The following is a 13,592-nucleotide window of genomic DNA, read 5'->3' as shown; positions in this document are numbered from 1 at the left end:
GACTTATAGGGGCGTGCAGTATGGCCACCGATTATGACGCACCGCGCCGCGGTGCAGAAGACGAACTTGAAACTGACTCTTTAGAGGGACTGAAAGCAGCTGAACCCGAAAGCAACGGCATGGATGACGATGGCGAAATCGTCGAAGCATTCCAACCGCCATCAGTTGACCTCACCGGCGAAGAGCTCAACGTACAGGTCGTTCCCCGTCAAGAAGACGAATTTACCTGCGGCTCCTGCTTTTTGGTCCAGTCCAATAAGCGTTATTCGCACGAAGAAGATGGCATGCCCATCTGTAAGGATTGTGCCTAAGCAGCCAGTATTGGCCTAGCTAGCCGTTACTGCGCACAACCCAAATAAAGATTCACCCCCGCCGCAGTTTGCACAGGCAAACGCGGCGGGGGTGAAGTTTTCCTTTTTAGCAGACACCCAATGTGCGCGGGACCTAACTCCCTGGGACTTCTCTTTTCGGGGGCAGGCCCCCTCAGCTATCCTGTTCTATCTAAGGCTGCTCGTCATTGCTCTTCTTATCCGGTGTGCTCCCTTGCTTTCGTCGCTTCTCCCATAGATATCGACGAACCAAGAAGATGGGCAGCACTAGAACGAAGTAAAAAGCCATGTATCCCACTACATGAAGGACGATGCCGTCAGAGCTCACTTCGCTCCAAGAGACTCCTTCCACGTTGGAGGAGGACACTCCCCGCCAACCGGTTACTTGACTGACGTAGAATTCAGCGATGACCATGAGCGGCAGTATCACGAAGGAAAACCACCACGGAGGTATCCAGGGTTTCCCATCTTTCTGAGTTCTGCCTAAAGCTCCTCCGAAACCCATGAAGCTTAAGCGTGCTGCTCCGGTAGGAAGGCGCGGAGCAGTTGGTCTGGATCTTTCGAGGCAATGAGCCAATATGGGGTGTCATCCTCAGGATCATTGAGGACCATCATGGCGTGCTCGTCAATCCAGGCATGAGAGACCAAGAATGCGGCCGGATCGAATTGCGGGCCCAGTGCGTTATGGCGCGCAGACTTTGGAACGGTAATCGAACGAGAGACAACCTCATTGGGTAGCTGTGCGTCTTTGACGAGCAGCCACCGCGTGCCATCTTCATCTTGCTCTACTTGAACAACGGTCCCAGACCACGTGATGAGCACCCAGATAGCGATGGCTCCGAGCAGGACCGCGGGAATGATGGTCCACCACACAGAGCGGTTGAGTCCGGCCGTAGCTGAGGTTAAAGCCACAACGATTGCTGCAAAAATCCAGAAGTACCACGGCACCCATTGGCGTTCGCGATACAACACTTTCGGGTCAGCGGGTTGAGGAGCAGAAATATCAGACACGTCTAGGCAGTCTAGTCCACTCCAGGCGCAGAATGAACCGGCTGGGGCAGGTAGGATTGGCTAAGTGACTGATTCGAATTCGCTACCGCAGGAACTAACGCCAGTAGGAGACGTCAAAATTAAGCGCCTCGATAAAGGGCTGCCGATGCCATTTCGGGCCCATCGGGGTGACGCCGGCGCCGATCTTTATGCTGCCGAGGCGCTTACCCTCCAACCTGGCGAACGCGCCCTCGTTGGCACCGGTATAGCCATGGCCTTGCCGCTGGGCACCGTCGGCTTAATCCATCCGAGGTCTGGCCTAGCAGCTAAACACGGGCTGTCCATTGTCAATACGCCGGGTACCGTGGATGCTGACTACCGCGGGGAGATCAAGGTGTGCCTGATCAACCACGATTCCCACACCCCGATCGAGATCGAGCGCGGCATGCGCATCGCTCAACTCGTGGTACAGCGTGTAGAACTAATGGATTTTAGCGAAGTAGAAGACTTGGATGAGACCGACCGCGGTACCGGCGGCTACGGATCAACCGGGGTATAGAAAGGTTTAAACACATGGGTATTTGGCCATTTGGCAAAAAGAAAAACGATGACAACCGGAAGGAAGAGCCGGAGGCCTCACGGCAATCGCAGCCGCAAGAGCCTGCCGCTGATTCCGCAGGATCGGCTTCGGCTGAATCGAATTCCTTTGCATCCGTAAAAGATACGGCTGCCGATGCCGCCGCAGCTTCGGGACAGGTGCCAACGGAGTTTGCCCACGACGCCGTAAATGGCGAAACCGGCCCCTTCGATGGCGATTCCGTCAATATCGAAGACTTTGACTTTTCTGATTCTTCCATCGGCATCCTTGACCTTGGCTCGATGCGCATTCCGCTGCCCAAGGATTCCCAGGTCCAGGTAGAAATGGGCGAACAAGGCCCGAAGATGCTGCACATTGTCACCAAGGCGGGCCGTATTACTCCCGTTGCCTTCGCAGCTCCACGCAAGCCTGGCCAGTGGGCTGAATCCGTGGAAGAAATCAAGGAAGGCATGAGCCGCGATGGGCTATCCGTCACCACGGAGCAAGGCCCTTGGGGGCTGGAAATCGTTGGCAAAAATGACAACGGCCAACTGCGCGTCATTGGCGCCGAAGGCCCGCGGTGGATGCTGCGCTTAACTCTTGCAGCACCTACCGGCCTTGAAGAAGATTTAGCGCAGATCGCGCGCGACGTAGCATCGCGAACCTTTGTCTACCGCGGTGAAGATCCCATTTTGGCGGGCAATGCACTGCCGGTCATCATGCCCAAGCAGCTGGTGGAGCAGGTCAAACAAGCCATGGAAAAGCGTCAGCAGGACCAATCAGGCGCAAATTCCCAGGGGCAGGCGGCCCAAGGTCACCCAGAAAACGGGGTAGGCGGCCCCGATCCCGCAGCTGAGGCGGAAGCCGAACAGCAACTGCGCGATTTGGGCGCGCAGCCACCCAAGGGGGACAATGAATCTCCCGCACATGACAAAGACAAGGGGTCTAACCCCGATACCGATAAGTAAGTAAAGCAGAACGCTACGTGAGTAACTCTTTGCCGGAGCCGCAGGCTCCACAGCTAGGCGACGACCAGGACCGCGATACTGAGCCAACTCTGTTGGAACAAATGGGAGGCCTTCCCGGACTGGTTGCGGCCACCTTGCCCATCGTCGTCCTTATTCCAGTTAATAGCCTTTACGGCCTAACCCCGGCGCTCATCTCCGCGCTGGGTGTGGCGGTAGTGATCGCCATATGGCGCATCGTTCGCAAACAGACCATTCAGCCGGCCATCTCTGGCCTTATCGGGGTGGCCATTTGCGCCGCCATCGCCTGGTTTACCGGCGATGCCAAAGGCTACTTCCTATACGGCATTTGGATGTCACTGGCCCTGTTTATCGCCGCGTCGCTATCAATTCTCTTCCGGTGGCCGGCCGTTGGCGTTATCTGGAAGGGCTTGAACGGCGATGATATGGCCTGGCAGAAGGTAAAGCTTGCGCGCAGGGCCTATTCCATTGCCACCGCCGGGTGGGCCGTTATCTTCTTAGCGCGGTTTATCATCCAGCGGGCGATTTATGATGCCGGGGAGACGACCGCCTTGGGCATTACCAGGATCGTCATGGGTTGGCCCTTGACGCTATTGGTGACCGCATTGACCGTGTGGATGGTGCGCCGCGCGGATGCCGCGGTAGAAGCAGCAGAAAATGCCGGGCTTGCCACAAGTTCAGATCGCAGTACACAAGAGTTTGAGGCAGAAAATGAATGAGTCCGCTCTATCTCGCGGAGACACCATGGAAGTCACCATCGACCGCATGGCGCATGGTGGACTTGGCATAGGCCACGCTCCAGACGGGCGCGTCGTCTTTGTCCCTCGGGCTTTTCCGGGGGACACGGTTCGCGCAACCGCGGGTAAGGTGAAAAAGTCTTTTATCAAGGGCGAGCTCGACAGCATCGTGACTGCGGGTGAGCTGCGCGTACCCAGTAGCTGTCCCGCCGCAGAGCTAGGCGCCGGGTGCTGCGATTTTGCCGAGTTGGATCCCGCAGCGGAACCAGCCATCAAGATGGACGTTCTCCGCGAACAGCTGCGACGCAGCGGCATAGATGGGCTCGAGTCCCTCGCTATTGAACAACACGACTTGCCGCCGGTACGGGGCTGGCGGACGAGGGTCAGGTTGGGCGTCGACAAGCAAGGCCGCGCCGGATTGCGGAAGTACCGCTCGAATGAGCTGGTCACGTCCGTCGGGTGTACCCAATTGGTCGATGGCCTGACTGATGGTTTGGTAGGCGACGGCGCGCGGCGTTTTACCCCGGGGGCCGAAATCGTCGCGGTTCTCGATGGCGCGGGTAACCGGCATGTGGTGGAAACGCGCAAGGCACCGCGGGGCAGGCGCGTGGAGACCATTCGCGAGGTCATCGAGGGCTCTGGCACCGTGGTCGAATACGTCAATGGCCGCGAGTTTTCCTTCCCTGCTACGGCCTTTTGGCAAGCGCATGTTGCGGCGCCGGAGATTTATAGCGCTGTGGCGGGGCAGTGGCTGGCCGGCCGGAATTACCAGCAGAAGATTGCCTGGGATTTGTACGGCGGCGTCGGTTTATTCGCGCCCGCGCTATCAGAAGCCACCGGCGGAAAAGTCATTTCCGTGGACTATTCGCCCGCGGCAACGGCGACTACGCAGCCGGGGTTGCGTGATATCGATATTGCAGTCAAATCCGCGAAGGTAGAACAGGTTGCTGCGCAATTGCCCCAACCTGGTGCCGTGGTGCTCGATCCGCCGCGAACCGGGGCGGGCGAGCAGGTTATCCGCGCCGTGGCGGAGGCAAAGCCGCAGGCCGTGGTTCATGTGGGCTGCGATCCCGCAACCTTTGCCCGCGATCTATCCCTGTGGCACAGCGCTGGGTACAAGCCTGAGAAAATGGCGCTAATCAATGCCTTTCCTGGCACCCATCACTTTGAGGTTATCGCTCTTATTACCCCAGATAAGGAAGCAGATAAGCCGGCGCAGAGTTCCGTTTAACGCGAAAATACCTCGCCTGAAGTAATGAGCCGATATAAAAGAAAATACGGACCACGGGTACGGTGGATAGGAAGAATTAAGCACAGAAGGAGTTGAAGGCCGCTCCATGACTATCTTGGATACCATAAACTCGCCGCAAGACCTGAAGGCACTGCCTGCAGATAAGTTGGAGGAACTTGCGGCGGATATTCGCCAGCGCCTCATCGATAAGGTATCGGTGACTGGTGGGCACTTGGGGCCCAATTTGGGCGTGGTGGAATTGACCATTGCGCTGCACCGGGTCTTTGATTCCCCGCGCGAGCCCATCATCTTCGATACCTCCCACCAGTCTTATGTGCACAAAATGCTCACTGGCCGCACGGCCCAATTCGATACCCTGCGCCAAAAGGGTGGCCTGTCCGGTTATACGGACCGCGGTGAGTCCGAGCACGACTGGACGGAATCCTCGCATGCTTCCGCCTCGCTATCGACTGTGGATGGACTCTCTAAGGCCTTCAAGATTCGCGGGGAAGGCCACCGCAACGTCATCGGCATCGTCGGCGATGGCGCCTTGACCGGCGGCATGTGCTGGGAAGCGCTCAATAATATCTCTGAAGATAAAAAGCGCAATGCGGTCATCGTGGTCAATGACAACGGCCGCAGCTATTCGCCCACGATCGGCGGCATTTCTGAAAACCTGGGGCGCATTCGTTCCCAGCATGGCTACGACGAGCTCATGGAGCAGGGCAAGCGCCGCTTAAAATCCATGGGGTGGGTAGGCGAGCGCGCCTTTGATGCGCTCCATGCCATGAAAGAAGGCGTCAAGTCCACGGTCTTGCCCACGGAGATTTTCCCGGAGCTGGGCATTAAATATATTGGCCCCATCTACGGCCATGACATCGATGGTTTGGTGCATGCGCTTTCCTATGCCCGCGATTATGAGGGCCCCATTATCGTGCATGTGGTCACGGAAAAAGGCCACGGGTTTGCGCCTGCGGTCAATGAGCCGAAGGACCAGATGCACTCGACCGGTGCCATCGACCCAGTAACCGGCGTTGCCAAGGGCACCAAGCAGCCGGGGTGGACGGCCGCATTTTCTGAAGAATTGATCGCGGCGGCGGAAACGCGCGATGACATCGTTGCAATCACCGCAGCCATGGCGGGTCCTACGGGGTTGGCTCCCTTCCAGGAGCGTTTCCCAGAGCGGTTCTTTGACGTGGGCATCGCCGAGCAGCATGCGATGGCCTCTGCCTCTGGTTTGGCTTTGGGCGGCATGCACCCCGTGGTGGCTGTGTATTCCACGTTCCTGAATAGGGCTGTGGATCAGGTGATCATGGATATTGCCTTGCTCAAGCTGCCGGTGACCATCGTGCTGGACCGCGCGGGCGTGACGGGATCTGATGGCGCCTCCCACAACGGAATTTGGGATATGTCCTTAATGAGCATTGTCCCAGGTATGCACATCGCCGCCCCGCGCGATGGTGCGCGCCTGCGCGAGCTCTTTCACGAATCTCTGGACATTGATTCTGGGCCTTCAGTCGTCCGGTTCCCCAAGGGAAACTTGCTGCCCGATATGGAAGCCGTGGATACGCTTGCCGATGGCGTCGATATCCTCTACTACGGCGAGGCTGACGCCGGTGAGGATACCCCCGAGGTCCTCATCGTTTCTATCGGTGCGATGTCCGCACGGAGCATTAAGGCCGCGCAAGAGCTGGAGAAACAGGGGCTCAACGTCACGGTCATTGACCCGCGATGGGTCGCGCCAGTGGCAAGCTCCGTCATCGCTATGGCGGCAGATCACGATCTGGTGGTGACGGTAGAAGACGGCCTCATTCGCGGCGGCATCGGGTCCATGATTGCTGAGGCTCTCGGAGCCGCAGAGGTGGATACCCCGGTGCGGCGCCTTGGCGTTCCTGGCTACTTCCCCAAGCACGGTTCCCGCGGCGAGGTTTTGGAAGAGTTTGGCCTAAGCCCAGAGCTCATTGCTGCATCGATTACCGAGTGGGTAGACAACCTCACCGATTAGTGCGGCTGGGAAAATAGGCTCGCGATCAATGCTGGGGCAACGAGGTTGACCTGCCATGACCGCGCGCCTTCGCTTTCTAGGAAGGCGGGCACGTCTTCAGGCTGGCTGATGGTTCCGCTCCCACCAATCGCCGCCCACACGGCAGCGCGGAGGGTAGCGGGTCGCAGTAGCAGCTCCGATGGTAGCCCGAGCTCTTCGGCGATGTCCCCAACGGCGGTGCGGATTTGCTGATACCCCTCCCACAGTTCTGGATACTCCCTGGACCACACCGATTTGGAGGGAACGGTTCTTTCCTCACGGAGCGAACCCGGGCGCCCCCGCGGTGGAATTTTCTGGGACTGCTGCACCGCCCGCAACCAGCGCTGCGCGGCACCCTTGCGCCGCCGCGGAAACCCCTTGATGCGGGTGAGCTGCGGCTGCGTGCTGGGCAAAACCCGGGCTATCTCTACCAGCACCTTATTGGGCAGTACCCGCCCAGGCGCGGTATCGGTTCGCCGGCTAATATCATCGCGCAGGTTCCACAAAGACTGCGCCGCGGCGCGCTGTTTCCCATTCTTTAGGCTCGATACTCCCTTGATATCGCGCCAGGAGCCCGGCTGTGGGGAGGTGTCATGTGCATGCTTGGCGACGATTGCCGCGCACTCCTCCAGCATCCACTCCAGCTTTTCTTGTTCGGCCAAGATATCGCGCAGCGTCGTAGCTAGTTCCAGCAGGAGCTCGACATCGAGTGCGGCATAAGCGCGCATTTCTTCACTCAACTGCGGGATGGACCAGTCATCGTCGCCGTGGCCCTTTTCTAACTGGACATCGAAAAGCTCCGCGATAATGGCGCCCAAATTGGTGCGGTGAAAGCCAGCAAACCGGGCGGCCAATTCCGTATCGAAAAGGGCGCCGGGGAAAAGCCCGAGCCACCCAAGAGAGGGGAGATCCGAGGGGGCGGCGTGAATGATCCAGTGCTGACCATTGAGCACCGGGGCCAGCACCTGGGTTAACTCCGCGCGGTGGCCTTCTGGAGCAAAAAGCATCGTCCCGGCGCCGTTACGGCGAATCTGGATGAGAAAGGCGCGGTCATCGTACCGGTAACCTGAGGCGCGTTCGGTATCGATGGCAAAGGCCCCGGTGCCCGCCTGCAATCGCGCGGCCGCCTCGGCAAATTCCGCCGGGGTGGATAAGACCTTCGGAATACCCTCCTTCGGACGCTTCCGAAATTCCACCATCTTAGCGGCCGAGCTCAGTAACGCCTTCAGGCGGCAGGCCCGCGACGTTGGCTAAGACTTGTGCAAAGGCCTGCACGTGCGGTGCTAAATCTAGTCCCTCCGCGGTCCACGATGCGCGCATTTCAATCTGATAAGCGCGCGGGGGACCGCCGATCTCTCCGAAGCGGACCGAAGCGGTGGAGGTGACGGTGCCGCCGAGGTTGGTAAGCTCCGCGCCCTCTTTTTCTAAGCCTTCATTGAGCCATTGCCAGGCGACGTCCGGCAGCAGCGGATCTCCTGCCACCGAATCATCCATATCGGCCTGGATATACGCCACTAGGCGCATCGCGCCCTCCCAGGCCTCTTCCGCGCCCGGGTCATGCAGGAGGATGAGTCGCCCGAAGGCATCGCCATCTGAATCGGTGGCAATAATATCGGGCTCCTCTTCCGTGCCCACCTCGAGGCCAATGGCGTGGCTAAAGGGCGCTAATCGCTGCGGTGGGCGAATGGACCCGAGGTTAATCTCTGGGCGAAGAGTGGCCGCATGCATGGACTCTACCGCCTGAGTAAATGCCGGCGGCGTCGTTGGCTCCTGTGCCTCGTTGTTGCGGCGTAGGGGGGTAAAGGCTGCGCCGTCTCCGGAGTTGGCTCCGGCATTCTTACCGGCGCTGGGCGTGGTCGATTCGGAATTACTCACCTTGATAAAGCTATAGTTTCGCTACCTTGAGCTGGCGGAGGCGCGCCGATAGTGGGAGGCACACAGGGGAGAGGGATGACAATCGGTGTAAGTCCAACTTATGATGGATATGTCCGAATATTCGAATAAGCTTCTGCAAAGGAGAAGGCAATGGCGAAGCTCGATTTCAAGGAACTCAACGAGGTACAGCAATACTCCCAACACGCCGTTTTTAAGGTGATTCCAGGCGGTCTGGGTACCGAGCGCGAGGAGGTCATCTCCCAAGCCCAAGAATTCTTTGCGGAGCTAGAAAAGGACAATAAGGTCACGGTCCGTGGCGTCTACGATCTGACCGCGATGCGCGATTCTGCAGACTTCATGATCTGGTGGCACGCTGAGGAATTTTCCGATATCCAAAAAGCCTTCGGCGATTTCCGCCGGGAGACCACCTTGGGCCAGGTAAGCGAGGTGACCTGGATTGGAAACGCCTTGCACCGGCCGGCCGAGTTCAATAAATCCCACTTGCCTTCCTTCATCATGAGGGAAGAGCCCAAGGAGTGGATTGCCGTCTATCCATTTGTGCGTTCTTATGACTGGTACACGATGGACGAACAAAAGCGCCGCCGCATTTTGATGGAACACGGCATGCAGGCACGCGACTACCCCGACGTGCGCGCCAATACTGTGCCGGCATTCGCGCTTGGGGATTATGAGTGGGTGCTAGCCTTTGAGGCCGACGAGCTGCACCGCATCGTGGACCTGATGTATAAGATGCGCTATACCGAAGCCCGCCACCACGTCCGCGAGGAAATTCCTTTCCACACCGGACGCCGCGTAAAAGACATCGCAGAACTCATTAAGGTTCTGCCTTAAGATGTGAAACAAAAACAGCGCTGGGAGCACCCTTTACTGGAGCGAGCTCCCAGCGCTGTCATTTGATCTCACTGCGCGTGGTAGTGAAATCCTAGTTTTCCTCGATGGGCTTTTCTTCCAGGTTCAAGGAAATAGAGTTGATGCAGTAGCGCAGGTCAGTCGGGGTATCGTAGCCTTCGCCTTCAAAAACGTGGCCCAAGTGGGACTCGCAGTTGGCGCATAGTACCTCGATGCGGCGCATGCCCAAGGAGTTATCTTCCCGCTCGATGATCTTGTCACCGGCTAGCGGGGAGAAGAAGGAAGGCCAACCACAGTGGGAATCGAACTTCTCGGTGGAACGGAATAGCTCCTCGCCGCAGGCCTTGCAGGAGTAGACACCTTCTGTGGTGGTATCGGTGTATTTGCCCACGTGCGGAGGCTCCGTACCAGCTTCGCGCAATACGTAATATTCTTCGGGGCTAAGGCGCTTTTGCCAGTCGGCATCAGCAATGAGCTTAAAATCAGTCATGACTTTAAGTTTAATCCTTTATTTGCGTTGCACGCCACCATCCGGCAACGCAGGCGAAGATGATGACGATGAGCAGGCTCCATCCCACGGTGCCGGAGAAGAAGTTCATCCACCGCCCAGCGTCCGGGTGCGCGTGCAATGTCCACGACACAGGCGCCAAGAACAGGAACGCGGCCACCCATGCGCCCACTGAGTGAAAGACGGAGCGCGGCAGGACCACGGTGAATATCAGCGGGAATAGCCACATTGAATAATATTGCTGTCCTAGCGAGGACAAGAAGAAGATCCCCACCATAATCGCGCCACTCGTCGTCAGCGCCCAAAACACCGGTTCGGATTGTCGCCACCGCAATAGCCCAAGCACCGCGCAGCCGATCAAGGCAGCGAAGATTACCCACACCACCCAGTAGAGGACTGGTCCAAATTCCACATAGGCGCGTAATCCCGCCCAGGAGGAATTGGCATAATCGCGGGTCGTGGACAGATAGGGCACAAGCTTGTCCAGGTAACCGCTTGCACCGGGCACCAGGGGCCACGCGAGGAGGTTAAGCACCACTGGAATCCCCAGCCCCGCGAGGAGGTTGCGCCACTGCAGCTTGACTAGGGGCAAGAAGAGGAGGGGCGCGAATTGGGGCTTAATCAAAATGGCTAGCCCAATGGCTATGCCGGAAACCCGCGCGAGCTGCGGGGTGCGCTCAGCCTCTAAGAAAGCCCACAGGAAAAGCACCATGCAGAATAAGAGCACACCGTTGATATTGGTAAACGCCAAAGTATTGGTGACAGATTCGGTGGCGAAGGCTAAAGCGATAGAGACCGGAAACACCGGCGAGGTGAGCTTTCTTCCCACCACGTGGGTCAGCAGTGCTAATGCGACAATGATGGCAAGGGCATTGACCACGATGAAAAGCCCGCGCGCTGGGCCAAAATCGAGCCACGCTAAAGGCGATAGGAATAGCGTTGCACCCGGGGTGTAGAGATACAACGGATCCACATGGTTATAGGCCTGCTCATACACCGGAATACCGTCGACCATGCGCCTTAGCGCGCTATAGAGCGTGGTGAAATCATCAGTCAGCGTCCCATTGCGCGCGACGATGAAAACGCGCTGAATGACGAGGAGAACGGCAATAGGCCATGCGGCGGCGTTTATTCGAGCAGACACGACCTTTTAGTCTACGGGTTCAGACGCGCGCGAGTATCGCAGAAACACCGTGCTATCAGTATCTGCGGCAATATTTTCTAGGTGCATTCGGCGGTGGGAGTGCGTGCCATGAAAGGTAGCCACGGGCTTTTCCACGCCGGTGGACAGGTGGGGATCCAAGGTGAGATACATCTGGTCGATGGCATCGATATGCACCAGCTGGCCGAGCATTCCTGGCCCACCCTCGCAGAGGATGCGTTGAAATCCACGCTCCCGCAATACGCGGAGATAGTCCTGCATGGTGCCTTCACCTGCATCGATTACCTCTGCGCCTGCCGCCTCAAGGGGGCCTTGCCTTGTGGAGACCTCCGGGTTCTGCAGCGCCGCGTGGGGGACAAGGAAGATCGGGGCGGTGGTGAAGTAGGTTAAGAATTTCGAGTTCGGATCAAACTTCAAGCTTTGCGTGGGTACGGCAATGGGGGCGGGAGGCGAATCGGGAGAGTGTTGCTCTACTCCCGAATAATCTTCTGACCTGACCGTTTGCCCACCCACAAAAACAACGTCCGCCCAGCCACGCAGGGCCTGGAAAAGCTTTCCATCGGTGTCATTGCCCATGGCCTCAGAAAGGTCGTTGATGGTGGCAGACCCGGTGAGGGTAGAAACCATATTGGCCCGGAGGGCGGGTAGGTCAGTGGGCTCGGGCCCTAAAAGCGAAGCTATGTCCATGTCCTGCCAGTGTAATGGTTGTGCGAGCCTGAAGGGGCCCGTTAATTACACCAGCCGAATGAGTACAACACCGGTTAAGAGGAGGGCAATGCCAAGGACCTGGCGGGATTTAATGGGGGCGCCGCTTACGCGGTCAATGATGAGCGAGCCCAACATCGAGCCAAGCAGGCCGGCGACGACGGTGAGGCCAGTACCAATCTGCGGAACGAGGGCGGCGTTGCCGAAGATGAAAAGCGCGCCCAATACACCGCCTATCCACATCCACCACGGGTTGGGTTTTCCTTCTGGGCGCTCGATGCGGGGGCGCCAACGCAACACGATATTGACGATGACCAGGGCGGTAACGCCGACGGCGAAAGATACCAGCGCAGCGCTGACCGGAGAGCCCGTGACCTGGCCCAGATGTCCGTTGATAGCGGATTGGCTGGCGGTAAAACAGCCAAAGATAAACCCGGCAAGCCGCCAGAGCCACAGGGCGGTCGCGGAATCCTCACTACTTGTTGCCGCGCTCGGGGTAGCTACCACTGCAATCACGCCGACAAGCACGATAATGGCACCGATGGCGCGCACTGCCGTGAGGGAAGATTGAGGGGACTCGAAGAGTCCGAAGTGGTCAACTATAAGGCCCATGATGACTTGCCCAGCAATGGGTAAGACCACAGTCTGTACCGCGCCTAAGTGTGGAAAGAGAAGAATATTTCCGGTCAGAGCCACAACTCCCAGCAAACCGCCGAACCAAATCCAGAGTGGTTCATCAAAAGCCTGCGCAATGCCGTAATCCCCGCCGGTAATGGCCGTGGCCACGATAAGCAGGGTGACCGTTCCCACGGCGAAGGAAATCATCGAGGAGGAAAACGGGGTACCGGTGGAGGCGCGAAGGCGGGTATTGACCAGCGTTTGTATCGGTAAGACCAGACCAGCAAGAATTCCCAAAAGTATCCACAACACGAGTGGACACTTTACTCAGATAAGACAAAAAGCCCACTTGAATGGGAAAGCCCACCTAAGCGAAGAAAATTAAGCTTAAGTGGGCGGTGGTGGTCCTAACTGGGATTGAACCAGTGACCTTTCCGGTGTGAACGGAACGCTCTCCCACTGAGCTATAGGACCTTGCGGGGGATAAATTTACACCCGGTGCGTTCCATTTTCCTAATTGGCTGGATGGAGGGCGTGGAAGATGGGGGTTAAAGATGAAAGGCCTAGTAAGGCTGACGCGCGGGTTAAATGACACCTCTGCAATTCACAGCGCCGATAAGTGAGTGATTTACGCCGCGCAATAGGTGTGCTGGGCTGGGGATTTGGAAACTGGCAGGGAGCACGATAATGTTTGTTCACGCACCGCAAAGCATGAAGCACTGCGGCGCGATGCGGATGTAGCGCAGTTGGTAGCGCATCACCTTGCCAAGGTGAGGGTCGCGAGTTCGAGTCTCGTCATCCGCTCCACACTTTTCTAGAGGGTATTATGCCACCGAGGAAAGTGGAACTAAATGAATAGCGCGCGATTAGCTCAGTGGGAGAGCGCTTCCCTGACACGGAAGAGGTCACTGGTTCAATCCCAGTATCGCGCACAAGGACTTTGTCCTAGAAACCGGGCCTGGTTTCGCATGCGGATGTAGC

General features: G+C 57.9%; 15 protein-coding genes and 3 tRNA genes. 9 read left to right on the top strand and 9 right to left on the bottom strand.

Annotated features, from left to right (window positions below; all coding sequences use genetic code 11):
* Nucleotides 1-20 precede the first annotated feature (20 nt).
* Nucleotides 21-311, top strand: coding sequence for a DUF4193 domain-containing protein (locus tag MHX65_RS09300; RefSeq protein WP_005278945.1), 291 nt, complete (start codon nt 21-23; stop codon nt 309-311).
* A gap of 190 nt (nt 312-501) precedes the next feature.
* Here the strand turns inward: MHX65_RS09300 and MHX65_RS09295 are convergent, their stop codons facing one another.
* Together MHX65_RS09295 and MHX65_RS09290 are read right to left on the bottom strand one after the other, a co-directional pair.
* On the bottom strand, nt 502-744 hold the full coding sequence (locus MHX65_RS09295; protein WP_239269824.1) for a cell division protein FtsW: 243 nt from the start codon (nt 742-744) through the stop codon (nt 502-504).
* A 95-nt stretch (nt 745-839) separates the two neighbouring features.
* On the bottom strand, nt 840-1,301 hold the full coding sequence (locus MHX65_RS09290; protein WP_005278947.1) for a DUF3093 domain-containing protein: 462 nt from the start codon (nt 1,299-1,301) through the stop codon (nt 840-842).
* 103 nt (nt 1,302-1,404) lie between these two features.
* Here MHX65_RS09290 and dut point away from each other — a divergent pair, with 103 nt between their 5' ends.
* The 5 genes from dut (at nt 1,405) to dxs (ending at nt 6,855) form a co-directional block, all read left to right on the top strand.
* Nucleotides 1,405-1,878 carry a dUTP diphosphatase gene (gene dut, locus MHX65_RS09285; protein WP_023017381.1) on the top strand — a complete coding sequence of 158 codons (474 nt, stop codon included), beginning with the start codon at nt 1,405-1,407 and terminating at the stop codon, nt 1,876-1,878.
* 14 nt (nt 1,879-1,892) lie between these two features.
* Nucleotides 1,893-2,864, top strand: coding sequence for a DUF3710 domain-containing protein (locus MHX65_RS09280; protein ID WP_005278949.1), 972 nt, complete (start codon nt 1,893-1,895; stop codon nt 2,862-2,864).
* Between the two features lie 29 nt (nt 2,865-2,893).
* Nucleotides 2,894-3,601 carry a DUF3159 domain-containing protein gene (locus tag MHX65_RS09275; RefSeq protein WP_005278951.1) on the top strand — a complete coding sequence of 236 codons (708 nt, stop codon included), beginning with the start codon at nt 2,894-2,896 and terminating at the stop codon, nt 3,599-3,601.
* Complete coding sequence (locus MHX65_RS09270) at nt 3,594-4,850, top strand: class I SAM-dependent RNA methyltransferase (protein WP_239269823.1); 1,257 nt, start codon at nt 3,594-3,596, stop codon at nt 4,848-4,850. The genes MHX65_RS09275 and MHX65_RS09270 overlap by 8 nt, the downstream gene beginning before the upstream one ends.
* A 106-nt stretch (nt 4,851-4,956) precedes the next feature.
* Entirely contained in the window at nt 4,957-6,855 is a 1,899-nt protein-coding gene (gene dxs, locus MHX65_RS09265) for a 1-deoxy-D-xylulose-5-phosphate synthase (RefSeq protein ID WP_239269822.1), read from the top strand.
* Here dxs and MHX65_RS09260 read toward each other — a convergent pair.
* Nucleotides 6,852-8,072, bottom strand: coding sequence for an HRDC domain-containing protein (locus MHX65_RS09260; protein WP_239269821.1), 1,221 nt, complete (start codon nt 8,070-8,072; stop codon nt 6,852-6,854). The two genes, dxs and MHX65_RS09260, sit on opposite strands and share 4 nt — an antisense overlap.
* 1 nt (nt 8,073) lies before the next feature.
* Nucleotides 8,074-8,748, bottom strand: coding sequence for a DUF3000 domain-containing protein (locus MHX65_RS09255; RefSeq protein WP_239269820.1), 675 nt, complete (start codon nt 8,746-8,748; stop codon nt 8,074-8,076).
* Nucleotides 8,749-8,898: 150 nt separating this feature from the next.
* On the opposite strand from MHX65_RS09255, the gene hemQ reads away from it, so the two are divergent.
* Nucleotides 8,899-9,600: a hydrogen peroxide-dependent heme synthase gene (hemQ, locus tag MHX65_RS09250; RefSeq protein ID WP_239269819.1), complete on the top strand. Its 702-nt coding sequence runs from the start codon at nt 8,899-8,901 to the stop codon at nt 9,598-9,600.
* Nucleotides 9,601-9,691: 91 nt separating this feature from the next.
* On the opposite strand, the gene msrB is transcribed toward hemQ, so the two are convergent.
* The 5 genes from msrB to MHX65_RS09225 form a co-directional block, all read right to left on the bottom strand.
* The gene (gene msrB / locus MHX65_RS09245) at nt 9,692-10,108 is read right to left on the bottom strand and encodes a peptide-methionine (R)-S-oxide reductase MsrB (RefSeq protein WP_005283348.1); all 417 of its coding nucleotides are present in this window, start codon (nt 10,106-10,108) and stop codon (nt 9,692-9,694) included.
* 10 nt (nt 10,109-10,118) lie between these two features.
* Complete coding sequence (locus MHX65_RS09240; protein WP_239269818.1) at nt 10,119-11,270, bottom strand: glycosyltransferase family 87 protein; 1,152 nt, start codon at nt 11,268-11,270, stop codon at nt 10,119-10,121.
* A 6-nt stretch (nt 11,271-11,276) separates the two neighbouring features.
* Nucleotides 11,277-11,975, bottom strand: a complete 699-nt coding sequence (locus tag MHX65_RS09235) for a pyrimidine reductase family protein (RefSeq protein WP_239269817.1) — start codon at nt 11,973-11,975, stop codon at nt 11,277-11,279.
* A gap of 45 nt (nt 11,976-12,020) precedes the next feature.
* Nucleotides 12,021-12,923 (bottom strand): DMT family transporter, encoded by a 903-nt coding sequence (locus MHX65_RS09230; protein ID WP_239269816.1) that lies wholly within the window; start codon nt 12,921-12,923, stop codon nt 12,021-12,023.
* A gap of 87 nt (nt 12,924-13,010) precedes the next feature.
* Nucleotides 13,011-13,085, bottom strand: a tRNA-Val gene (locus MHX65_RS09225).
* Between the two features lie 257 nt (nt 13,086-13,342).
* Between MHX65_RS09225 and MHX65_RS09220 the strand changes: the two genes are divergently transcribed.
* Nucleotides 13,343-13,418 (top strand) — tRNA-Gly (locus MHX65_RS09220).
* 53 nt (nt 13,419-13,471) lie between these two features.
* A tRNA-Val gene (locus MHX65_RS09215) sits at nt 13,472-13,543 on the top strand.
* Nucleotides 13,544-13,592 lie beyond the last annotated feature (49 nt).

The sequence above is a fragment of the Corynebacterium sp. ACRPS genome, assembly GCF_022346005.1.
Classification (GTDB): domain Bacteria; phylum Actinomycetota; class Actinomycetes; order Mycobacteriales; family Mycobacteriaceae; genus Corynebacterium.
Note: the sequence above shows the minus strand (reverse complement) of the source record. Positions and strands in the feature narration are given on the sequence as shown.